Source organism: Clostridia bacterium, assembly GCA_019683875.1.
Classification (GTDB): Bacteria; Bacillota; Sulfobacillia; order RBS10-35; family Bu92; genus Bu92.
Genome location: JADGHN010000018.1, coordinates 1 through 22,790 on the forward strand (window position 1 = coordinate 1; position 22,790 = coordinate 22,790).

At 71.1% G+C, this 22,790-nt stretch carries 22 protein-coding genes and 1 pseudogene; 22 read left to right on the plus strand and 1 reads right to left on the minus strand.

The features are described from left to right. Together IRZ18_02645 and ispG are read left to right on the plus strand one after the other, a co-directional pair. A partial coding sequence (locus tag IRZ18_02645; protein MBX5476004.1) for a site-2 protease family protein occupies nucleotides 1-294 on the plus strand: 294 nt, incomplete at its 5' end. Between the two features lie 13 nt (nucleotides 295-307). Beyond that, nucleotides 308-1,405 carry a flavodoxin-dependent (E)-4-hydroxy-3-methylbut-2-enyl-diphosphate synthase gene (ispG, locus tag IRZ18_02650; GenBank protein MBX5476005.1) on the plus strand — a complete coding sequence of 366 codons (1,098 nt, stop codon included), beginning with the start codon at nucleotides 308-310 and terminating at the stop codon, nucleotides 1,403-1,405. A gap of 24 nt (nucleotides 1,406-1,429) precedes the next feature. On the opposite strand, the gene IRZ18_02655 is transcribed toward ispG, so the two are convergent. Then, nucleotides 1,430-1,783, minus strand: a complete 354-nt coding sequence (locus tag IRZ18_02655) for a thioredoxin family protein (protein ID MBX5476006.1) — start codon at nucleotides 1,781-1,783, stop codon at nucleotides 1,430-1,432. Nucleotides 1,784-2,011: 228 nt separating this feature from the next. Between IRZ18_02655 and IRZ18_02660 the strand changes: the two genes are divergently transcribed. From IRZ18_02660 to spoVFB, 20 genes and pseudogenes are all read left to right on the plus strand, one after another. Next, nucleotides 2,012-2,656, plus strand: coding sequence for a glycosyltransferase family 2 protein (locus IRZ18_02660; GenBank protein ID MBX5476007.1), 645 nt, complete (start codon nucleotides 2,012-2,014; stop codon nucleotides 2,654-2,656). A 15-nt stretch (nucleotides 2,657-2,671) separates the two neighbouring features. Next, on the plus strand, nucleotides 2,672-3,328 hold the full coding sequence (locus IRZ18_02665; GenBank protein ID MBX5476008.1) for an MgtC/SapB family protein: 657 nt from the start codon (nucleotides 2,672-2,674) through the stop codon (nucleotides 3,326-3,328). Next, on the plus strand, nucleotides 3,325-7,578 hold the full coding sequence (locus tag IRZ18_02670; protein ID MBX5476009.1) for a PolC-type DNA polymerase III: 4,254 nt from the start codon (nucleotides 3,325-3,327) through the stop codon (nucleotides 7,576-7,578). Before IRZ18_02665 ends, IRZ18_02670 begins: the two co-directional genes overlap by 4 nt. A 226-nt stretch (nucleotides 7,579-7,804) precedes the next feature. Further along, entirely contained in the window at nucleotides 7,805-8,266 is a 462-nt protein-coding gene (locus IRZ18_02675) for a ribosome maturation factor RimP (GenBank protein MBX5476010.1), read from the plus strand. Between the two features lie 19 nt (nucleotides 8,267-8,285). Further along, nucleotides 8,286-9,407, plus strand: a complete 1,122-nt coding sequence (gene nusA / locus IRZ18_02680) for a transcription termination/antitermination protein NusA (protein MBX5476011.1) — start codon at nucleotides 8,286-8,288, stop codon at nucleotides 9,405-9,407. A gap of 4 nt (nucleotides 9,408-9,411) precedes the next feature. Next, nucleotides 9,412-9,708, plus strand: coding sequence for a YlxR family protein (locus IRZ18_02685; protein ID MBX5476012.1), 297 nt, complete (start codon nucleotides 9,412-9,414; stop codon nucleotides 9,706-9,708). Between the two features lie 25 nt (nucleotides 9,709-9,733). After that, nucleotides 9,734-9,979, plus strand: a pseudogene (locus IRZ18_02690) (ribosomal L7Ae/L30e/S12e/Gadd45 family protein). 82 nt (nucleotides 9,980-10,061) lie between these two features. Next, nucleotides 10,062-12,317 (plus strand): translation initiation factor IF-2, encoded by a 2,256-nt coding sequence (infB, locus tag IRZ18_02695; protein ID MBX5476013.1) that lies wholly within the window; start codon nucleotides 10,062-10,064, stop codon nucleotides 12,315-12,317. A gap of 24 nt (nucleotides 12,318-12,341) precedes the next feature. Next, the gene (rbfA, locus tag IRZ18_02700) at nucleotides 12,342-12,707 is read left to right on the plus strand and encodes a 30S ribosome-binding factor RbfA (GenBank protein ID MBX5476014.1); all 366 of its coding nucleotides are present in this window, start codon (nucleotides 12,342-12,344) and stop codon (nucleotides 12,705-12,707) included. After that, a complete protein-coding gene (locus IRZ18_02705; GenBank protein ID MBX5476015.1) occupies nucleotides 12,704-13,696 on the plus strand; it encodes a bifunctional oligoribonuclease/PAP phosphatase NrnA in 993 nt (330 codons plus the stop codon). Before rbfA ends, IRZ18_02705 begins: the two co-directional genes overlap by 4 nt. Next, nucleotides 13,693-14,628 (plus strand): tRNA pseudouridine(55) synthase TruB, encoded by a 936-nt coding sequence (truB, locus tag IRZ18_02710; GenBank protein MBX5476016.1) that lies wholly within the window; start codon nucleotides 13,693-13,695, stop codon nucleotides 14,626-14,628. Before IRZ18_02705 ends, truB begins: the two co-directional genes overlap by 4 nt. Beyond that, the gene (locus tag IRZ18_02715) at nucleotides 14,629-15,588 is read left to right on the plus strand and encodes a bifunctional riboflavin kinase/FAD synthetase (GenBank protein MBX5476017.1); all 960 of its coding nucleotides are present in this window, start codon (nucleotides 14,629-14,631) and stop codon (nucleotides 15,586-15,588) included. It abuts the gene before it with no gap. 99 nt (nucleotides 15,589-15,687) lie between these two features. Beyond that, entirely contained in the window at nucleotides 15,688-15,960 is a 273-nt protein-coding gene (gene rpsO / locus IRZ18_02720) for a 30S ribosomal protein S15 (protein ID MBX5476018.1), read from the plus strand. Between the two features lie 74 nt (nucleotides 15,961-16,034). Next, nucleotides 16,035-18,164 (plus strand): polyribonucleotide nucleotidyltransferase, encoded by a 2,130-nt coding sequence (locus IRZ18_02725; protein MBX5476019.1) that lies wholly within the window; start codon nucleotides 16,035-16,037, stop codon nucleotides 18,162-18,164. A 57-nt stretch (nucleotides 18,165-18,221) separates the two neighbouring features. Continuing rightward, complete coding sequence (locus IRZ18_02730) at nucleotides 18,222-19,580, plus strand: insulinase family protein (GenBank protein MBX5476020.1); 1,359 nt, start codon at nucleotides 18,222-18,224, stop codon at nucleotides 19,578-19,580. A gap of 25 nt (nucleotides 19,581-19,605) precedes the next feature. Next, nucleotides 19,606-20,007, plus strand: coding sequence for a YlmC/YmxH family sporulation protein (locus IRZ18_02735; GenBank protein MBX5476021.1), 402 nt, complete (start codon nucleotides 19,606-19,608; stop codon nucleotides 20,005-20,007). Nucleotides 20,008-20,061: 54 nt separating this feature from the next. Beyond that, nucleotides 20,062-20,535 carry a general stress protein gene (locus tag IRZ18_02740; GenBank protein MBX5476022.1) on the plus strand — a complete coding sequence of 158 codons (474 nt, stop codon included), beginning with the start codon at nucleotides 20,062-20,064 and terminating at the stop codon, nucleotides 20,533-20,535. A 133-nt stretch (nucleotides 20,536-20,668) separates the two neighbouring features. Further along, nucleotides 20,669-21,424, plus strand: a complete 756-nt coding sequence (gene dapB, locus IRZ18_02745) for a 4-hydroxy-tetrahydrodipicolinate reductase (GenBank protein MBX5476023.1) — start codon at nucleotides 20,669-20,671, stop codon at nucleotides 21,422-21,424. 90 nt (nucleotides 21,425-21,514) lie between these two features. After that, a complete protein-coding gene (locus IRZ18_02750; GenBank protein MBX5476024.1) occupies nucleotides 21,515-22,393 on the plus strand; it encodes a hypothetical protein in 879 nt (292 codons plus the stop codon). Then, nucleotides 22,390-22,790 (plus strand): dipicolinate synthase subunit B (spoVFB, locus tag IRZ18_02755; GenBank protein ID MBX5476025.1); only part of this gene is annotated, 401 nt, incomplete at its 3' end. The genes IRZ18_02750 and spoVFB, both read left to right, overlap by 4 nt.

Below are 22,790 nucleotides of genomic sequence, written 5' to 3' on the forward strand. Positions count from 1 at the left end.
GGCGTCATGGGGCCGGTGGGCATCGCCGACACGATCGCGCAGGCCAGCCGGGCGGGCATCGTCAACCTGCTCTTGCTCGCCGCCGTGATCAGCGTCAACCTGGGGTTGGTCAACATCCTGCCGATTCCCGCGCTCGACGGCAGCCGGCTCGTCTTTCTCGCATGGGAGCGGCTGCGCGGAAAGCCGGTCGACCCGGAAAAGGAAGGGTTCATCCACTTCATCGGCTTCGCGATGCTCATCCTGTTGATTCTGGTGATCACGTACCACGACGTGCTCCGCTTGTCCGCGGGCTGAGGGGAGACGAACGGTGGAACCGCTAGGCCAGCGACGACAGACCCGTCAGGTGAAGGTCGGCGAGGTGTTGATCGGCGGGGGCGCGCCCGTCTCCGTCCAGACGATGACGAAGACGGACACGCGCGACGTGTGGACCACGGTCGACGAGATCCGGCGGCTGCACGTCGCGGGGGCGGACATCGTCCGGCTGGCCGTTCCGGACGACGAGGCGGCGGAAGCGCTCGCGAAGATCGTGCCGCACAGCCCGCTGCCGATCGTGGCCGACATCCACTTCCATTACAAGCTGGCCCTCAAGGCGCTGGAGGCCGGCGTGCACAAGCTGCGCCTCAATCCCGGCAACATCGGCGGCCCCGACCGCGTCCGCGCCGTCGTGAAGGAGGCCAAGGCGCGCGGCGTGCCCATCCGCATCGGCGTGAACGCGGGCTCGCTGGAGAAGGACCTGCTGGAGAAGCACGGCCGCGTCCCGGAGGCCCTCGTGGAGAGCGCCCAGCGCCACGTGCGCATCCTGGAAGACATGGACTTCTTCGACATCGTCGTGTCGCTCAAGGCCTCGGACGTGCCCACCATGGTCCGCGCGTATGAGCTCATGGCGCGCGAGAGCCCGTACCCCCTTCACCTCGGCGTCACGGAAGCGGGGCCCGGCCTGCCTGGCACCGTCAAGAGCGTCGCGGGCATCGGCCACCTCCTCGCGAAGGGCATCGGCGACACGATCCGCGTGTCGCTGACGGAGGAGTCGGCACAGGAAGTGCTGGTGGGGCTCGAGATCCTGTATGCGCTAGGCCTCAGGCAACGGAAACTGGAGATCGTGGCCTGTCCGTCCTGCGGGCGTTGCGAGATCGACCTCTTCAAGGCGGTGCGGGAGGCGGAAAAGCAGCTCGCGGACGTCAAAACGCCCATCAAAGTGGCGATCATGGGCTGCGTCGTCAACGGGCCAGGCGAGGCCCGCGAGGCCGATGTGGGCGTGGCGGGCGGCAACGGCTACGCGGTGCTCTTCAAGAACGGGAAGATGGAGCGCCGCGTGACCGAGGAGGAGATGATCCCCGCGCTTGTGGAGGAAGTGCGGAAGATCGCGGCCGAGCGCGCCGCCAAGAGCGACGCGGCCGCGGGCTAACGGCCGCTGCAGGGGCGCCGCGCGTCATCCGGCGGTCGTCTGCGCGTCCGCGGCTCCCGCCACTTCGGCAACGAAATCCAGGATCTCCTGGGGCCACTTCGCCTCGCGGCTGTAGAGCCGGTCGACGAGCTTTCCGCCTTCGAACACCAGGAGCGTCGGGATGCCGCGAATGTCGAAGCGCGCCGCCACCTCCATGGCCTCCTCGGTGTCGACGTCCGCGAACGTCAAGCCGGGGTACCGCTCCGGCAGGGACGCCAGGACGGGCTGCACGCGCTTGCAGTCCGTGCACCAGGGAGCGTGGAACGTGACGATCACCGTGCCCGGCGTCCGGCGCAGGAAGTCGTCGAACGTGGCGTCGGTGAGGTGGGTGGAAGCCATGCGCAACACCTCCGAGGGGGTCGCTGTTCCGTCGGATCCGTCTCTTGGTATGCCCAATCGCCGCCAGGACTTGCACGGAACGGCGGGCCGGCCGGGGACCGGCGGGTCGCGCCGGCCTTCTGGGCGCGTATGGTAAGATATTAGCACTTTGTCGTAAGGGCAAGTCCCGGACGCAGGAAGCCCCGGCGTCCGGCCCGAATACGTCGCCGTATGTCTTCTGAAGCGGAGATGCTTGGCTTGACGGTTGCCGCGATCATTCCCGCCTACAACGAAGAGCTCACGTTGGGCGACGTCGTCCGCGTGGTCAAGGAGAGCGGCCTGGTCGACCGGATCCTCGTGATCAGCGACGGATCCACCGACCGGACGGCGCAGCGCGCGCGCGAGGCCGGCGCCGAGTGCATCGAACTTGAGCAGAACGTCGGCAAGGGCGGGGCGCTGAAGACGGGCATCGACCAGGCCGACGCCGACATCTTTCTCTTCCTGGACGCCGACCTGATCGGCCTGCGCGTGGACCACGTGCGCGCGCTCCTTCTGCCGGTCATCGAGGGACGGGCGGAGATGACGCTCGGCGTGCTGCGCCACGGGCGCCCGGCCACCGACCTGGCGCACGTCGTGGCGCCGTACCTCTCGGGGCAGCGGGCCGTGCGGCGCCAGGTGCTGCAGGACGTGTCCGGCCTGGAGATGGCCCGTTTCGGCGTGGAGGTGGCCCTGACGCGCCACCTCAAGGAGCACAGGATCGCCGTCCTGGAAGTGCCGCTCGACCACGTCACCCACCGCATGAAGGAGGAGAAGTACGGCCTTCTGCGCGGCTTCCTCGCCCGCATGAAGATGTACTGGGAGATCGTGAAGTACACGTCGCAGGTGAAGTCGTGACGGGAGGCGTGCGCCGTGAACGCGTTGGATACGGCGGCCCGGCTGCTCGCCGCCGCGGCGGCGGGTGCCCTGATCGGCTGGGAGCGTGAGCGGAGCAACCATCCGGCCGGACTTCGCACGCACATCCTCGTCGCGCTGGGCGCCTGCCTCGTCATGGTGGTCTCCATCCAGGCCGCGCTGCCGTACCTGGGCTCCCGCGCGGACCCGACCCGCATCGCGGCGCAGGTCGTGAGCGGCATCGGCTTCCTCGGCGCCGGCACGATCATGCGCGAGGGGTTGACCATCCGCGGCCTCACCACGGCCGCCAGCCTCTGGCTCGTCTCGGCGCTGGGCCTCGCGGCCGGCGCCGGGCTCTACGTCGTGGCGCTCTTCACGACGGCCATCGCGCTCGTCACGCTCATGCTGCTCTCGCGGGTGGAGGCGCGGATGACGGACGGGTCGAGGCGCGCGCGCATCTCGCTCGTCACGCTGGACCAGCCCGGGCAGCTTGGGAAGGTGGCCGACATCCTCGGCGCCCATCGCTTGAACATCCGTCAGGTCCACATGGAAGACAGCGGCGAAGGTCAGGTGGAGCTCGTGTTTACAGTGGTCGCTCAGCGGGACGTGGACGTGCACGAAGCGGTGCGTGAACTCGCCGACACCCCTGGAATCTCCCGCCTGACGCGCGAATGAGGCGCGTCGTTCGCATCCGGCCGGACGTCACGTCCCTTGCGGAGTGGCTGCCGGACGATCCTTCCGCCGTCGCCGAAACCCTGCGCGGCCTGCAGGTCCTTCACGTCTGGGTGGACACGGCGAGGCGCGCTCTCCGCCTCGTGCTCGCGCCTCCGGAGGAGGGCGAGGTCCCCGACCCGGATGTCGTGGCGCAGGCCCTCGAAGCCGTGCTGCCGGGCCGCGTGGAGGTGGAGTTCAAGGCGCCGTTCGCTGCCGCCTGGGAGGAGGCGGTGGCGAAGCTGGCGCAGGAGTCGGCCGTCGCCGGCATCCTGGCGACGGCGCGTCCGCGGCGCGTGGGCGACGTGGTCGAGGTGGAGCTGGCCACGGAAGCGCAGCGCGCCATCGCCGAACGCCAGCGGTTGCGCCGCCGGTTGCGCGAGGCGCTCGCCGCCGCGGGCCTGACCGTGGACGTGCGCTGGACCGTGGCGGCGGACGGGCCGCCGGCGCCTCCGGAGGACGCCGACGACGTCGTTCGGCTGGCCGCCGAGGCCCTCTCCGCCCGCCAGCGCCGCGCTCCGGAAGAGGGCGAGCTTCTGTGGGGCGACGGCGTGCCCGAGCGCACCGTGCCGCTCGCCGAATGTGTGGACGAGGGCGCCCGCGTGACGGTGCGGGGCCGCGTCTGCCACGTCGAGGCGCGGGAGTTGCGCGGCGGCCGCCACATGTGCCGCGTCGACATCTGGGACGGCACCGACTCCATCACGTGCAAGCTGTTCGGCGAGGCGGAGCAGGTGAGCCGCGTGGCGGAGCGGCTGTCGGCGCCGAGCGAGGTGCGCGTGCGCGGCACGCTCGCGTACGACACGCGCGGGCAGGAGCTGCAACTCAACGTCGAAGCGATGCTCCGCTTCGACCTCGCCGAGCGCGCCGACGCGGCGCCGGAAAAGCGCGTGGAGCTCCACGTCCACACGCGGATGAGCGCGATGGACGGCCTGCCCGACGTCGAGCGCGTGGTGGAGCGGGCCGCTCGCTGGGGGCACCGCGCCGTGGGCATCACCGACCACGGCGTCGTGCAGGCCTTCCCGGAGGCGCATGAGGCCGGGCGGCGCCACGGCGTGAAGATCCTGTACGGCATGGAGGCGTACGTCGTCGACGACCGCCCGCCGATCGTCTTACGGGCGGACGCGAGGCCGGCCCGCCGGCGGTTCGTCTCGCTGGACCTCGAGACGACCGGCCTTTCGCCGCGGTCGCACGACATCATCGAGATCGGCGCCGTCCGCTGGGAGGACGGCGAGCCCGTGGCGCGGTTCCAGACGTTCGTCGCGTGCGAACGGGAGATCTCGCCGGACGTCCAGCAGTTGACGGGCATCCGGCCCGACATGCTGGCGGGGGCGCCCCCGGCGGCCGAAGCGCTGCGCGAGTTCCTGGAGTTCGCCGGCGACGATCCGATCGTGGCGCACAACGCCGCCTTCGACGCCGGCTTTCTCTACCGGCAGATCCGGCGGCACCTGGGCGCGGAGTACCGCCCGGCGGTCGTCGACACGCTGTGGCTGGCCCGCGCGATCCTTCCGGACCTGCAGGGACACGGCCTGGCTCCCGTCTCGGCCGCGTTGCGCGTGCCGCTGCCGCAGCACCACCGCGCCCTCGCGGACGCGGAGACGGCGGGCGGCGTGTACCTTCGCCTGCTGGAGCGGGCCGCCGAGACGTCGGAGGTCGCGACGCTGGCGGACCTGCAGGCGCTCGCCGCGCTCGTGCCGAGCCGCCTCGGCCGTCCGTTCCACGCCACGGTGTTCGCGGCCAGCGAGGAAGGGCTGCGGGAGCTGTACCGGATCGTGACGCGCAGCCACCTGGAGTTCTTCCACCGCGTGCCGCGCGTCCCAAGGTCGCTGCTCGCGGAGGCGCGCGGGGATCTCTGGATCGGCGCCGGCTGCCCGGAGAGCGAGGTCGTCGACGCGTGGCTCAGCGGCGAGCCGGACGACGAGTGGCTCGCCCGGCTGAGCTTCTACGACTTCCTGGAGGTCGTGCCGCGCGATGCCCTCCGCCACCTTTGCCCGGCGACGCTGTCCGGGGAGGACGACCTGCGGGAGCTGCAGCGGGCCGTCGTGGAAGCGGGGCGCGCGCTGGGGAAGCCGGTGTGCGCCGTCGGCGACGTCCACTTCCTCGACCCCGAGGACGCCGAGTACCGCGACGTGCTCCACGCGAACCAGCACGCGGGCGACGAGCACTCGGCGCCGCTGTACTTCCGCACCACGGAGGAGATGCTGGAGGAGTTCCGCTTCCTGGGCGAGGAGACGGCGCGCGAGGTCGTCCTCGTCAACCCGAACCGGTTGGCCGAGCGCGCGCCGGACCTTGCGCCGTTGCCCGAGGGCCTGCACGCGCCGAACCTGGACCGCGCCGCGGAAGAGGTGGCCGAAACGGCACGGCGGCGCGCCGCCGAACTCTACGGGGACCCGCTGCCGCCGATCGTCGCGGAGCGGCTGGAATACGAGCTCGATCGCATCATCCGCCACGGCTACGCGGCGCTCTACCTGATCGCCGCCAAGCTCGTGCGCCGGTCGCTGGACGACGGGTACCTCGTCGGCTCCCGCGGCTCGGTCGGCTCAAGCTTCGTCGCGACGCTGCTGGGCATCACCGAGGTCAACCCCCTCCCGCCGCACTACCGCTGCCCGGCGTGCCGCTACACGGAGTTCGTGACGGGAGGCGGGGACGCGGCGCGTTCCGGCTTCGATCTGCCGCGCCGGGCGTGTCCCAGGTGCGGGGAGGCGCTCGCCGGGGACGGCCACGACATCCCCTTCGCCTCCTTCATGGGGTTCGAAGGGGACAAGGTGCCGGACATCGACCTGAACTTTTCCGGGGAATACCAGCCGCGGGCGCACCGCGCGGCCGAGGAGCTCCTCGGCGAGGGGTACGTCTTCCGCGCCGGCACCATCTCGACCGTCGCGGAGCGCACGGCCTACGGCTTCGCGAAGGCATACGCGGAAGCGCGCGGCCGCACGCTGCGCGGCGCGGAGCTGGACCGGCTCGCGCGCGGCTGTACGGGAGTGAAGCGCACGACCGGCCAGCACCCGGGCGGGTTGATGGTCGTGCCGCGCGGCGCGGATGTGCACGCCTTCACGCCGCTGCAGTACCCGGCCAACGATCCCGGCGCCGGTCAGGTCACGACGCACTTCGACTACCACTCGATCTCCGGTCGCCTGGTCAAGCTGGACCTTCTCGGCCACGACGACCCGACGGCCCTCAAAATGCTGCAGAACTGGACGGGCATCGAGCCGACTTCGATCCCCTTCGACGACGAGGCGACGCGCTCGATCTTCTCCAGTTGCGAGGCGCTCGGCGTGTCGGCGGAGGACATCGGCACGGAGGTCGGCACGCTCGGCATCCCGGAGTTCGGGACGCGCTTCGTGCGCGGCATGCTCGTCGACACGCGTCCGCGCACCTTCGCCGACCTGACCCGGATCTCGGGCCTGTCCCACGGCACGGACGTCTGGGCGAACAACGCCCGCGATCTCACGCGCGCCGGCATCGCCACGCTCTCGCAGGTGATCTCCACGCGCGACGACATCTTTCTCTACCTGATCGAGTGTGGCGTGGACCGCAAGAAGGCGTTCGACATCGGCGAGCGCGTGCGCAAGGGAAAGGGCCTGCGCGACGAGGACGTCGAGCTGATGAAGGCGGCCGGCGTGCCCGACTGGTACATCGAGTCGTGCCAGAAGATCAGTTACCTGTTCCCCAAGGCGCACGCGGTCGCGTACGTGATGATGGCGTTCCGCATCGCCTGGTTCAAGGTCCACCGCCCGGCGGCGTTCTACGCCGTGTACTTCACGCTGCGCGCGGGCGACTTTGACGCCGCTTGGGCGGAGGAGAGCCCGTCCGCTTGGCGGCAGCGGCTGGAGGCGCTGGACCGGCCCGGGGCGCCGGCGAAAGAGCGCAACCAGGCGACGGTTCTGGAAGTGGCGGTGGAGATGGCGGCGCGCGGGTTGCGCTTCCTGCCCGTGGACCTGGAACGCAGCCACGCGACGGCGTTCATCATCGAGCCGGCGGACGGGGCGCACAGGGAAGACGCCCGCGGCGTGGGTCTGCGCCTGCCGTTCGCGACCGTGCCCGGGCTCGGGGAGAAGGCGGCCGAGGCCATCGTGCGGGCGCGGGCCGAGGGGCCGTTCCGCTCCAAGGAGGACTTCCGGCGGCGCACCGGCGTCTCGCGCAACGTCGTCGAGCTGCTTGAGGCGCAGGGCGCGTTGCGCAACCTGCCCGAGGACGACCAGATCGCGCTCTTTTGAGTCCACGGCTGGCCTTGCCACGTCACGCGGCCAGCATCCTGCGTGGGACCCGGTCCGTCGCTGTCTTGCTAGACCACCAAGTTGGGCATATACTCGTAATTGTTGGACGCCGGGAAGGCGTCAGGATTTGCCACGAAAGTGGGTCGCGCGCCCACTTTTTTTCTCGCCTGAGCGGGGTGTCGCGCCGGGCGGGTTCGGCTCCGCACCTCGCCGCCTGGGGGGAACCATGAACTCGAAGGAAATCCGAGCGGCGGCCCTTGAGTTGGCGGAACGCGTGGCCGAGCCCATGGGGCTGATTGTGGTCGACGCCACGTATGGGCGCGAGGGCGGCCACCGCGTCCTGCGCGTGGTGCTCGACCGGCCGGGCGGCGTCACGCTGGACCATCTGGAGCGGTTCGCCCGCGTGTACGGCGACGCCTTGGACGAGGCGGACTTCATCCCCGATTCGTATTCGCTTGAGACGCAGTCGCCGGGATTGAACCGAACGCTGCGCAGCGATCGCGAGTTCGAAGTGTTCCGCGGCCGCGCGGTCACCGTGAGGACGTACGCGCCCATCGACGGCCGTCAGGAGTTTGAAGGGGAGTTGGGCGGCCTTGAGGACGGCGCCGTCGTCGTCACGGACGGTGACGGCCGGGTGTGGCGGATCCCGCGCGACAAGGTCGCGCGGGCACGGCTCAGGGACGACTAGACGGGAGGCGGTGGGGTCTTTGGCGCGCAAGGAAAGCGACTTGCTTTTGGCGATCGAAGAGCTTGAGCGGGAGCGAGGCATCGACCGGGAAACCCTGCTGGAGGCGGTCGAGCAGGCGCTCGTCTCCGCCTACCGCCGGAACTACGGCAGCGACGAGGAGGTCGTGGCGCGCATCGACCGCGAAACGGGCGAGCCGCGCATCTACGTGCGGAAGACGGTCGTGGAGCGAGTCGAAGACCCGCGGACGCAGGTTTCGCTGGAGGACGCCCGGCGCGTGCGCATTGACGCCCAGGCCGGCGAGCTTGTGGACATCCCCGTCCAAGTGGCCAACCTCGGCCGCATCGCCGCCCAGACGGCCAAGCAGGTCGTCGTGCAGCGCATCCGCGAAGCGGAGCGCGGCATGGTGTACGAGGAATTCGCGAGCCGCGAGGGCGACATCGTCACGGGCGTCGTCGAGCGGATCCAGGGCCGGCACGTCTTCATCGACCTCGGCAAGACCGAAGCCGTGCTCACGCCGCAGGAGCAGATTCCGGGAGAGCAGTTCCGGCCCTCCCAGCGCGTCAAGGTGTACATCGTCGAGGTCAAGATGACGACGAAAGGCCCGCAGGTGGTCATCTCGCGGACTCATCCGGGATTGTTGAAGCGCCTGTTCGAGCTGGAGATCCCCGAGGTCCACGACGGGCTCGTGGAGATCAAGGCCATCGCGCGGGAGGCCGGCGCGCGGTCCAAGGTGGCCGTGGCGGCGCGGGACGAGAACATCGACCCCGTCGGGGCGTGCGTCGGTCCCAAGCACGTCCGCATCAGCAACATCCTGCAGGAGCTCAGCGGCGAGAAGGTCGACGTCATCGAATGGTCGGCGGACCCGGCGGAATACGTGGCCAACGCCCTGCGCCCGGCGAAGGCCAGCCGCGTGGAGATCCAGGCGGAGACGAAGACGGCCCGCGTCATCGTGCCCGATTACCAGTTGAGCCTCGCCATCGGCAAGGCGGGCCAGAACGCGCGCCTGGCCGCCAAGCTCACCGGCTGGCGCATCGACATCCGCAGCGAATCGCAAGTCGCGGAGGAGGCGTCGGGCGCGGCCAACCTCCCGCCTCCGTCGTTCGCGCCCACCGGCGCCACGGATCTGTCGCAGGAGGGATAGGGCCATGGCGCGAGTCAAGCGCGTGCCGCAGCGGACGTGCATCGGGTGCGGGACGAGCGATGCGAAACGCGCGCTCATTCGCGTCGTTCGCACGCCCGAGGGCGCGGTCATCGTCGACCCCACGGGCAAGCGCAACGGACGCGGCGCCTACGTTTGCAGCCTGGACTGCTTCGACCGGGCGGCGGGCGGCCGCCTGGAGCACGCGCTGAAGGTCTCGATTCCGCGGGAAACGGTGGCCGCGCTGCGCGAAGACGTGGCTCGACTGGCCGGCGCGCCGACGGGGGCGAAGACCGACGGATAACGCAGCGGCCGCGCCGTGGAAGACGCTGCTCGGGCTCGCGCAGAAGGCCAACCTGGTCGTCTCCGGCCGCGAGTCCACGCTGGACGCCGTGCGCAGCGGCCGCGCATTCCTGGTCCTCGTCGCGGAGGACGCCGCGCCCAAGGCCGTGGCGCAGGTGGAGCGGGCCGCGGCGGCGACCGGCGTGCGGTGGGCGCGCGTGGCCCGCGCGGCGGAAATCGGCGCCGCGATCGGCAAGTCGCCGCGGGTGATGGCCGCCGTCGTCGACCGCGGCCTGGCCAGGGCCATCGCCCAGCGCCTCGGCCTCGACATCGTTGAGCAGCGGGAAACAGGGGGGAACCGCCGTGCCGAAGGGAATTCGGGTCTACGAGCTGGCGCGGGAGCTCGACGTCAACAGCAAGGAGATCCTCGAGCTTCTGCAGCAGCAGATGAACATCGAGCTCAACAACCACATGGCGAGCGTGAACGATCAGGTCGCCGCGAAGATCCGCAAGCTGATCCAGAGCGCCCGCCAGCCCGCGGCGGCACCGGCGCCGGCGCCCAAGGAGAGCCAACCCGCCCGCCCTACCAAAGCGGCAGGGAAGGACGCCCGCGCAGCGTCGCACCCGGCCGCGGGCCCCGGTGGAGCGAATACGAAGGCATCGCCCACGGCATCCCCGGCGCCATCCGACGAGGCGATCGAGCCGGAGGAGGAGATTCTCCTCGACCCGCGGCTGGCCGAGCTGCGAACGGAGGAGAGGATTCGCCGTCAAAAGCAGCTCCGCGAGGAGGCCGAGCAGCGGCGCCGTCGCGAGCGCGAGCGCCTAAGCCAGCGCCGTGGCCGCTTCGAGCCGGAAACGCCCCGAATTCAAGAAATCACCCTGACCGGTCCGGTCACGGTGGGCGAGCTGGCGCAGCAAATGGGCGTGGCGGCGACCGACGTCATCCGCAAGCTCATGGGCATGGGCGTCATGGCGGCGATCAACCAGCAGATCGACGTGCAAACGGCCGCGCGCGCCGCGAAGGAGTTCGGCGTGACGGTCGTGGACACGAGCCGGGAGGCCGCGACCGCCGGTTCCGTTAAGCCGGCGGTGAAGGCCCTGCTCGCCGGCGACGACCCGTCCCGCGCCGTGCCGCGCGCGCCGGTGGTCACCGTGCTGGGTCACGTCGACCACGGCAAGACCAGCCTGCTGGACGCCATCCGCTCCACGCGGGTGGCGCAGGGTGAAGCCGGCGGCATCACGCAGCACATCGGCGCGAGCACCGTCGAATGGCAGGGCAAGCGGATCGTCTTCCTCGACACCCCGGGCCACGAAGCATTCACGGCGATGCGGGCGCGCGGCGCGCAGGTGACCGACATCGCGGTGCTGGTCGTGGCCGCGGACGACGGCGTCATGCCGCAAACGGTGGAGGCGATCAGCCACGCCCGCAACGCCGGCGTGCCGATCATCGTGGCGCTGAACAAGATCGACAAGGAAAATGCCAACCCCGAGCGCGTCAAGCAGCAGCTGGCCGAGCACGACCTGCTCCCGGAAGAGTGGGGCGGCGACACCATCGTGGTGCCGGTCTCGGCCGTGCAGCGGAAGGGCATCGACGAACTCCTTGAGATGATCCTGCTCGTCGCCGAGCTGCAGGAACTGAAGGCGGACCCCAAGCGGCGCGCGGTGGGCACGATCATCGAGGCGCAGCTGGACCGGGGGCGCGGCCCGGTGGCCACGGTCCTCGTCCAGACCGGAACGCTGCGGCGGGGCGACGCGTTCGTCGCCGGGCGCACGTGGGGCAAGGTGCGCGCGATGGTCGACGATCGCGGCCGCAATCTGGACCGCGCCGGTCCCTCGACTCCTGTGGAAGTCCTCGGCTTCGAGGACGTGCCCGACGCCGGCGACGCGTTCGAGGTCGTCGCGGACGAGAAGACGGCGCGCGACATCGCGGCCTCGCGGCAGGAGGCGCAGCGCCAGGAGGAGCTTGAGGCGCGCAAGGCCGTCAGCCTGGCCGACTTCCACCAGCGGAGCCAGGTGGGCGCCGACAAGGAGCTGCGGCTGATCATCAAGGCCGACGTGCAAGGCTCGCTTGAGGCGATCCGCGCCTCGCTGGAGAAGGTCCGCACGGAGGAGGCGTACGCGACCATCATCCACATGGCGGTGGGCGCCATCAGCGCCTCCGACGTGATGCTGGCCGCCGCCTCGGACGCCGTCATCCTCGGCTTCAACGTGCGGCCGGACGCGAACGCCCGCCAGGAAGCCGAGCGCGCGGGCGTGGAGATCAAGACGTACCGCGTCATCTACGACCTCATCGACGACGTGCGCGACGCGCTTGCGGGCATGCTGTCGCCGAAGTACGAGGAAGCGGTCGTCGGGCAGGCGGAAGTGCGGCAGGTCTTCAAGGTGCCGTCGGTCGGCGTCGTCGCGGGCTGCTACGTGCAGGAGGGCAGGATCGCGCGCGGCGCGTCCGTCCGCCTGTTGCGCAACGGGGTCGTCGTCTACGACGGGCGCATCGCCTCGCTCAAGCGGTTCAAGGACGACGTGCGCGAAGTGGCGGCCGGATACGAATGCGGTATCGGCCTGGAGCGATTTCACGACATTAAAGAGGGCGATGTGATCGAAGCCTACGAGCAGCGTGAAGTCTCGCGCTGATCGCGAGCGCGGGGGACGGTGAAGATGGTCAGGCAGCGCGCGCAACGTGTCGCGGAACGCATCAAGGAAGAGTTGGCGGACATCCTCCGGCGGAGGGTGAAGGACCCGCGGGTCGGGTTTGCCAGCATTACCGCCGTCGAGGTGTCGAACGACCTTCGTCACGCCCGCGTGTTCGTCAGCGTGCTGGGGGACGAGGCCGAGCAGCGGGCCACGATGCAGGCGCTGGAGCGTGCCCGCGGGTTCGTGCGCAGCGAGCTCGGGGCCCGGCTGAAGCTGTTCCACACACCCGAGCTGGTGTTCGAGCGCGATGATTCCATCGCGCACGGCGCGCGCATCAACGAGCTTCTGCACGCCCTGCAGCGCGAGTCCGGCAGGCGACAGGACCCATGACGGGCGCCGACCAGTGGCGGAGGATCCTCGCGACCCTGCGCGACGGCCGGCGCTTCGTGCTGCTCTTGCACGTGAGGCCGGACGGGGACAGCATCGGCTCGAGCCTGGCGCTCGGCCGCGCCCTGCAAAAGCTGGGCAAGGAGGCGGTGCTCGTCTGCCCGGACGAGTTGCCGGAATCCCTGCGCTTCCTGCCCGGCAGCGAGCGGTTCGTGCGGCCGGAGACCGTCGAGGGGCCGTTTGACGCGGCCGTGTTCCTCGACTGCGGCGACCTCGACCGCGCCGGGCCGGCCAAGCCGCTCGCGGAGACGGCCACGGTGCGCATCAACATCGACCATCACCTGTCGAACGCGCGCTTCGGGGACCTCAACTGGATCGAGGCGGACGCGGCTGCGGTGGGCGAGATCACCTACCGGCTGATCCGCGACCTCGGCGTGGAGATGGACCGCGAGATGGCCTACGCCCTGTACGCGAGCCTCGTGACCGACACGGGATCGTTCGCGTACCAGAACACGACGCCCACCACGCACCGGATCGCCGCGGAACTCCTCGAGCTCGGCGTCCGCCCGCAACACGTGGCCCGCGAGGTGTGGGAGAACCGGCCGGAACCGGCGCTCCGCCTTCTGGGGCGCGCGCTTGAGAACCTCTCGATCGACGCGGGCGGCCGCCTCGCGTGGACGCGGCTCTCCCAGGCGGACTTCGCGCGCATCGGCGCGGGACCCGCGTACGCCGAGGGCATCGTCAGCTACCCGCGGTCGCTGCGGGGCGTGGAGGTGGCCGTGTCGTTCATCGAGATGGAGCCGGACGTGTGGCGCGTCAGCCTGCGGTCGAACGAGTGGGTCGACGTCAGCCGCGTGGCCGCCCAGTTCGGCGGCGGCGGGCACGCCCGCGCGGCCGGGGCGACCCTGGCGGGCCGGTACGAGGACGTCGCGCCGCTTCTTCTGGACGCCTGCCGCGCGGCGTTGCGCGAGGGCGGGCGGTCGTCCCGGTGAGGCGGTCGCCCGCCGGAGTCCTTCCGGTCCTCAAGGTCCCAGGTCCGACGTCGCATGACGTCGTGGCGCGCGCGCGCCGCATGCTGGGCGTCCGCCGCGTGGGGCACGGCGGCACGCTGGACCCGGCCGCCGCCGGCGTGCTGCCCCTGCTCGTGGGGCCGGCGACGCGCCTTGCCCGCTATCTCACGCTTGGTGACAAGGAATACCGCTTTACGGTGACGTTTGGTTGCGAGACGGACACCGGCGACCAGACGGGCGCGCCCGTGCGCCAGGCGCCGCCGCCCTCCCTTGCGGCCCTGGAGTCCGTCCTGCCATCCTTCCGGGGCGACATCCGCCAGAGGCCGCCCGCGTGGTCGGCCGTCCATGTGGACGGCCGCCGGGCTTACGATCTGGCGCGGGGCGGCGCCGCGCCGCCGTTGCCCGAACGCACGGTGCACGTCGCCGAACTGGCGATCGTGGAGTGGCGCCCGGGCCCTCCCGCGGAAGCCACGCTCCACGCGCGGTGCTCGCACGGCACGTACGTGCGCAGCTTGGCCGCCGACCTGGCCCGGGCGGCCGGGTCGGCGGGACACGTTTCGGCCCTCCTGCGCACGCGGGTCGGCCCGTTCGACCTGGCGGGCGCCCTCACGCTGGAGGAGGTCGAGGCCGCGCTGCGCGAAGGGCGGCCGGTCGTCCGACCTATGAGCGACGTGCTTTACGGCCGTCCGAAGGTGGACGTATCCTCGAACGAGGCGGAGGACGTGGTTCACGGCCGCTGGCCGCCCGGGCTTGCCCGCCGTCTCGCGGCCCTGGGCGGCGGCTCGCTCGATTCGGAAGCCGGCGATGTCGCCCTTTTCCACGAGGGGTGTCTGCTCGCCGTCGCCGGGCGACGCGAGGGCCGCTGGCGATGGATCTGCGTCTTCCCGGAGGCCCTCGGCGAAGGAGTGGATTGAGTGCGCGTCACGTGGCGGCCGGACGAGCTCGGCCGGCTGGGGACGGTGAGGTACGCCGCCATCGGCGCCTTCGACGGCGTGCACGCGGCGCATCGGGCGCTCATCGCGCGGGCCGTGGCGGACGCGCGGCGGGACGGCGCCGTGCCGGCCGTCGTCACGTTCGAACCGAACCCGAAGACGGTCGTGCGCCCGGATGCGGCCCCGCTTCTGCTGACGGGGCTCGACGAGCGGCTCGAGCTGTTCGAGGAGCTCGGCGTCGAGGCCACGCTCGTGCTGCGCTTCGATGAAGCCCTCGCGCGCGTGCCGGCCGAGGCGTTCGTCCGCGACGTGCTCTGCGACCAGGCGCGGCTTGCGCGCAGTTACGTGGGGTACAACTTCACCTTCGGGCACGGCGGGCGCGGCCGGCCGGACGACTTGAAGGCCTGGGGCGCCGGCTGCGGCATGGACGTCGTGGTCCTCGACGTCCAGACCGTCGCCGACCCGCGCACCGGAGAGCCGCGTCCGGTATCGTCCAGCGCCGTCCGGCAGGCGCTGGCCGCGGGGGACATGGCCCTCGCCGCGCGCCTTCTCGGGCGCCCGTACAGCGTGCGCGGTCCCGTCGTCCACGGGGATGAGCGAGGGCGGGAGCTCGGGTTTCCGACGGCCAACGTCGCCGTCGCGAGCGACCGCATGATGCCGCCGCCCGGGGTTTACGCCGGGCGCGCACGCGTCGCCGGCGGCCCATGGCGCGCGGCGGCCATCAGCTGGGGCCGCCGCCCCACGTTCGGCGGCGGCGAGCCGATCCTTGAAGCCTTCCTCATCGACTTCGTGGGCGACCTGTACGGCCAGACCCTGGAGGTGGCCTTCCTGTCGCGCCTGCGCGACGAGCTCGCGTTCCCCGACGTCGACGCCCTGAAGGCGCAGATGGCCCGTGACGTCGATCGCACCCGGGAGATTTTTGGTGACGGGGCGACGGTGTGATAGAATTTCGCCGATACCACCATCCGCGCGGTCGCGCGCCCGCCTCCGGCGGCGTACTGGGCTGATGGCGAGTCGTCTCTTCAGGGAGGTGGATGTCCCATGGCCTTGGAAGCGGAGAAGAAGCAGCGCATCATCGACGCGTACCGGCTGCACGAGACCGACACCGGTTCGCCGGAAGTGCAGATCGCTCTGCTCACGGAGCGCATCAACGAGCTGACCGAGCACCTTCGCACGCACACGAAGGATCATCACTCGCGTCGTGGGCTGTTCAAGCTCGTCGGGAAGCGCCGCCGGCTGCTGAATTACCTTCGTGAGAAGGACATCGAGCGTTTCCGCGCGGTGACGGAGCGCCTCAATATCCGAGTGCGATGAGCGGAACGGGCGGGGGAAGCCCCCGCCCGTTTGTGATGTGAACGAGCCTTCGTCGCAACGAAGGGAGGACATGCGTGGAAAAACGCGTCTTTCGAACCGAGATGGGCGGCCGGCCGCTCGTCATCGAGTACGGCGCCATCGCCGAGCAGGCCAACGCGGCGGTGCTGGTCCGCTACGGCGAGACCGTCGTGCTCGTGACCGCGACCGGCACGCGGGAACCGCGCGAGGGGGTGGACTTCTTCCCCCTGCGCGTCGATTACGAGGAGCGCCAGTACGCAGCGGGGCGCATTCCGGGGAGCTTCTTCCGGCGCGAGGGTCGGCCGTCCGAGCGCGCCATTCTCTCGGCGCGCCTCATCGACCGGCCGATCCGGCCGCTCTTCCCCAAGGGGTACCGCAACGAGGTGCAGGTCATCGCGACCGTGCTCTCGTACGACGGTGACAACGCCCCGGACATCACGAGCATCATCGGCGCCTCGGCGGCCCTCAGCATCTCCGACATCCCGTTCGACGGGCCCATCGGCGGCGTGATGGTCGGCCTGGTCGACGGGCGTTTCGTCATCAACCCGGTCTCCGAGGAGATGGACCGCAGCGACCTGGAACTCGTCGTCGCCGGCACCAAGGATGCCGTGCTCATGGTGGAGGCCGGCGCCAACGAGGTGCCGGAGGAGAAGATCATCGAGGCCATCCAGTTCGGCCACGAGGAGATCAAGAAGCTCGTCGCCTGGCAGGAGGAGATCGTGCGGGAGGTCGGCAAGCCCAAGATGCCGTTCACGCCCCCGCAGATCGACCCCGAACTGGAGCAGGCGGTCTCGGAGTGGGCACGCCCGCGCTTCCGCGAGGCGATCGTCACCCCGGACAAGCAGGAACGGGAGGAGCGCCGCCTCGCCGTCCGCCAGGAGGCGCACGCGCTGTTCGACGAGCGCTTCCCCGAGAAGGTCGCGGACATCGACGCGGTGCTGGACGAGACCGAGAAGAAGGTCATGCGCCGGCTGATCGTCGACGAGGGCATCCGCGTCGACGGCCGCGGGCCCAAGGACATCCGCCCGATCTGGTGCGAGGTCGGCATCCTGCCGCGGACGCACGGCTCAGGCCTCTTCACGCGGGGGCAGACGCAGGTGCTGACCGTCGCGGCCCTGGGGGCGGTCTCCGACCGGCAGATCATCGACAGCCTCGGCGACGAGGAATTCAAGCGCTACATGCACCACTACAACATGCCCCCGTACAGCACGGGGGAGGTGCGGCCGATCCGCTCGCCCGGCCGTCGCGAGATCGGCCACGGCGCGCTGGCGGAGCGAGCGCTCCTGCGCATGATTCCGCCCGAGGACGAGTTCCCGTACACGATCCGCCTCGTCAGCGAGGTCGTCTCGTCGAACGGGTCGACGTCCATGGGCTCCGTGTGCGGCTCCACGCTCGCGCTCATGGACGCCGGCGTTCCCATCCGCCGTCCCGTCTCCGGGATCGCCATGGGCCTCATCAAGGAGGATGACAAGGTCGAGATCCTCTCGGACATCCAGGGGATCGAGGACCACCTCGGGGACATGGACTTCAAGGTGGCGGGCACGGAGAAGGGCGTCACGGCGATCCAGATGGACATCAAGATCCACGGCCTTGACGTGGATACGCTCCGCCGGGCGCTGGAGCAGGCGCGCGAGGGCCGGCTGTACATCCTCCAGAAGATGCTCGAGGTGTTGCCGGCGCCGCGCAGCCACCTGTCGCCGTACGCGCCGCGGATCATCGTCATGCGCATCCATCCCGACAAGATCCGCGACGTCATCGGGCCGGGCGGCAAGACGATCAACAAGATCATCGCGGAGACGGGCGTGCAGATCGACATCGAGGACGACGGCCGCGTGTTCGTCTCCGGGCCCGCGGAGGGCAGCGAGCGCGCGCAAGAGATGATCCGCCAGCTCACGAAGGAAGTGGCCCCCGGGGAGATCTACCTCGGCAAGGTGACGCGCCTCGTCAGCTTCGGCGCGTTCTGCGAGATCCTGCCGGGCAAGGAGGGGCTCGTCCACATCTCGCAGCTGGCCAACGAGCGCGTGCCGACGGTCGAGGACGTCGTCAACGTCGGCGACACCATCATGGTCAAGGTGACGGAGATCGACAGCCTCGGCCGCATCAATCTCTCGCGCAAGGAAGCGCTGAAACAGGTGCCGGACGCCGAGTCCAAGGAAAGCCGCAAGCGAGCGGGCGCCCGGGTGTGAGGGCGCCCGTCCTCTCCTGTCCCGCCATTTCTCCAGATCGCGAGGGGAAGGTGACGCTTGTCCCGCTTGTCCACTGACGCCGCGGGTCGCGGCGCATGGGCGCACGCACGGACGCTGCCGAACGGGTTGACGCTCCTCGCGGAACCCGTGCCCGGCGCCGCTTCCGTGTCGCTGGGGCTGTGGATCGGCGCCGGCTCGCGCGACGACCCCGACGGCAGGAGCGGCCTCGCGCACGCGCTGGAGCACCTGGTGTTCAAGGGCAGCGCGCGACGCGACGGCGCCGCCATCGCCCGGGAGATCGACGACCTCGGCGGCCACGTCGACGCATTCACCACGAAAGAGCTGACGTGCTACTGGGCGCGCGTCCTGCCGGAGCACCTCGAGCGCGCGCTGGACCTTCTGTACGAGCTGGCGGTGGAGCCGGCGCTTTCGGCCGGCGACTTCGAACGCGAGCGGCGCGTGCTCCTCGAGGAACTCGGAGGGTACGAGGACTCGCCGGAGGATTTCGCGGCCGACCTGTTCGACGCCACGCTCTGGCCCGGCGAGCCGGTGGGCCGGCCGATCATCGGCCTGCGGGAGCAGGTCGCGGCCCTGTCCATCGACGACATCCGCGCGTTCCACCAGCGTTGGTACCGGCCGTGCAACGCGGTGCTCGCGGCGGCCGGGGCGATCGAGCCGGAGGCCTGGTTCGAAGCGGCCGGCCGCCGTTTCGCGGAGGCGTGGCGGGACGCCGGTTCGGGCGACGCCGTCCTGCCGCCGCACCGCCGCGCACCGCGCCCGGCGCGCACCGGGCAGGGCGACGTCATCCGCCCCCGCCGGGACCTGGAGCAGGTGTACGTCCTCATGGGCGGGCCGGCGCCGGACGCCCGGGACCGCGCGGGCCGCGCGGCCGTGGAGGTGGCGTCCACGGTGCTCGGCGGCGGCACGTCGTCGCGCCTGTTTCACGAGATCCGCGAGCGCCGCGGCCTCGCGTACAACGTGTACACGTTCGACTTCGCGTACCTCGGCGCGGGCGCGTTCGGCGTCGGCCTCTCCGCGCACCCGCCGCACGCGGCGGAAGCCGTGGCGGCGGCGAACGCGCAGATCGAGGCGCTGGCGAAGGACGGCCCCACGGCGGAAGAGCTTCGCCGGGCGCGGGACCAGCTGCGCATCGCCACCACGATCGGTTTGGAGTCGGCGTCGGCGCGGGTGCAGCGCCTCGCGCAGGAGACGCTTCTTTTCGGCCAGGCCGAGCCGATCGAGACGGCGATCGCCCGCTATGAACGCGTCACGGCAGAGGACGTGGCGCGCGTCTGCCGCGACGCGCTGCTCCAGGCGCCCGTGCGCGTGGCCTACGGTCCGGCGAAGCGGGCCCTCTTCCCCGAGGCGTCCGCCGCGCGGCGCGGTGGACGTTCTAGGCCCGTCCGCGGCGCATAGACTGTCCGCGGAAGGGGGCGCCGCGGTGCGCTGGAGCGAATTGGCCGGCAAGGACATCATCAACATTGAGAACGCCAACCGGTTGGGGCGGGTCGACGACGCCGACCTCGTCATTCGCGAGGACGGCTCGATCGAGTCGCTCGTCGCCTCGTCGCGCGGGCGGTGGCGCCACGGCCTGACGATCGCGTGGGACCGCGTCGTCAAGATCGGGCCGGAGGCGATGCTCGTCGCACTCCCGGACGGCGGCGGGGCGCCGCGCAGGGGGCGCGCCACGAGCGTCGAGCCCGCGCCGGTGTGGTCGCGCGACGCGCGCCCGCCCGCCGGCACGGACGCGTCCCCTGCGGACGCCGCCGAGCGTGCGTCGGATGATCCTCCCCTTGTGGTGCGCGTGACCACTCGCCGAGACGGCCCGTCGTCCGGAGCATAAGCGAATCAAGGCCAGCCCCATACTAAGCCGAACTCGAAGGGAGGCGAGATGGGGATGGCCAAGACGGTGATCGGCGTCTTCCGCTCGAAGAACCAGGCTGAAAAGGCGGTTGAGGCGCTGCGCAACAAGGGCTTCTCGGATCAGGAGATCTCCGTCGTCGCGAAGAAGGGTGACGCCAAGGACGACCGCAACGCCAGCCTCACGAACCAGAACGTGGTGGACGGCACCAGCTGGGGAGCGGGCATCGGCGGCGCGGCCGGGCTCCTCGCGAGCGCGGGCGCGCTGGCGATTCCGGGCATCGGGCCGCTCCTGGCCCTCGGCCCGCTCGCGGCCACGCTCGGCGGCGCCGCGGCGGGAGGTTTGGCCGGCGGGCTCGTCGACTACGGCATCCCGGAGTCCGAGGGCCGCGAGTACGAAAACCGCGTGAAGCAGGGCGACATCCTCGTCGTGATCTCCACCGACAAGCAAGCGAAGCAAGCGGCTCAGATCCTGAGGGAGCACGGCGCCGAGGACGTCCGCGAGCACTGAGAGAGGTGCGGGGACGGCGGCACCACGAGGGGCGGCGATGCCGCCCCTCGCTTTGCTCTGCCGGCCGCCCGGGCCGCTCGCGGTCCACACGGGGCTGCGGCACGATATACTTGCACCGACAGGGGCGATCGCCATGGCCATCAAAGTCGTCGTCGCGGGCGCCACGGGCAAGACGGGACGCGTGATCGCAAGAGGCGTGGCGCAGGCGTCCGATCTCGAACTCGTCGGGGCGGTGGCGCCGCATCATGCGGGTCGCAAGCTCGGCAACGTCATCGACGTGCCGGGCGTGGACGTGACCATCTCCGCCAGCGTGACCGAAGCGTTGGGGCGCCATCGCGCGGACGTGCTCGTGGACTTCACCACGCCCGAGGCCGGCTTCGCGAACGTGATGTCCGCCCTGCAGCACGGGGTGCGTCCCGTGGTCGGCACGACGGGCTTCCGCGCGGCGCAGTTGGACGAGGTCGACGCCGCGGCGCGCGAGGCCGGCGTGGCGGCGATCATCGCGCCCAACTTTTCCATCGGCGGGCTGCTGATGGAGCGATTGGCCGCCGAAGCGGCGTCCCTCATGCCCATGGTCGAGGTTGTCGAGATGCATCACGCCCAGAAGAAGGACGCACCTTCCGGCACGGCGTCCCGCCTGGCGGAGAAGCTCGCCGCGGCGGGCGCCCGCTCCCCGGTGCCGGTGCACAGCGTGCGGCTCCCCGGCTTCGTCGCCCACCACGAAATCCTCTTCGGGGGCCAGGGCGAAGCGCTCGTCATCCGCCACGACGCATTCTCCCGGGAAGCGTTCGTTCCCGGCGTGCTCATCGCCATCCGCGCCGCCATGCACGCCCCGGCCGGCCTGATCACCGACCTCTGGCCGCTCATCGAACGCGCGGCGCAAGCGTAGCGGTCCCCAAGCGTAGCGGTCCCGCGCCGCCCTCCATATACTGGCGCGAAACTGTTGTGCGGCGCCCCCGCGCCAGGAGGGTGAAGCCTCATGATCCGCGATCTCGTCATCGCTGTCGTCGGTGGCGACCGCCGCCAGACCGCGGCCGCCCGCGCCCTGGCCGCCGCCGGACTGCGCGTGCGCGTCGCCTGCCTGCCGGACGTGCCGGACGCTGACCCGCTCGAAGCGCTGTCGGGAGCGGACGCCTGGCTCCTGCCGCCGACTCCGGTGCCGCCGGACGGCACGGTGGGCAAGGGTCCGTGCGCGGTGCAGGTCGGTCCCTCGACGCTGCGCCGCCTGCGCCCGGGCGCCCGCGTGCTGTGCGGGCGCATGGCGCCGGCCGTGCGCGCGGTGGCGGAACGCGCCGGCCACGTTGTCGTCGAATACGCGGAGCGGGACGACTTCGCCACGGCGAACGCGGAGCTCACGGCGGAGGGCGCGCTGGCGCACACGATCCTGGCGACCGGCGCGGCCATCGCGGGCTGCCGGATGACGGTGCTCGGCTACGGCCGCTGCGGGCAGGCGGTCGCCCGCAAGGCCGCGGCGTGGGGCGCGCACGTCACCGTCGTGGCGAGGTCCTCTGACGCGCGCCGCCGGGCCGGGCAACTGGGGTTTTCCACTTGCGACTTCGCGGCCGCCGGCGGGGCCCTCGCCGAGTCGGCGGTCGTGGTGAACACCGTGCCCGCCCTGGTGCTCGACGACGAACGGCTGGCGAGCGTGGATCCGCGCGCGTATGTCCTGGATCTGGCGTCGGCGCCCGGCGGCGTGGACTGGGAGGCCGCGCGCCGCCGGCGGATCCGCGCGGAGCCGTTGCTCGGCGTGCCCGGGCGCCTTCTGCCGGATACGGCCGGCCGCATCGTGGCGCGCGTGGCGTTGAGCGTCCTGCGGGAGACCGTCGCGCCGCTGCACGCTGGAGGTGGAAGCAGATGAGCGAGCTGGACGGAAAGACGGTGGGCTGGGGCGTGACGGCCGCGCACCACATCTTTCCAGAGGTGCTGGACCAGATCTCCTCGTTGCGAGCGCGGGGCGCGCGGGTTGTGCCGGTGTTGTCCGACGCGGTGCAGCGGTACGAGACGGCTGCCGGGCCTGGAAGCGTGTGGGTCCGCCGGTTCAGCGAGGCGGCGGGCGAGGCGCCGATCCTCACGGTGGAGGCGGCTGAGCCGATCGGCCCCCGGCGCGCGTTCGACGCGATGATCGTCGCCCCGTGCACCGGCACGACGCTCGCCAAGATGGCGAACAGCATTTACGATACTCCTGTATTGACCGCGATCAAAGCGATGCTCCGCAACGGGTCGCCGGTGGTCCTGGGGCTGGCGACGAACGACGC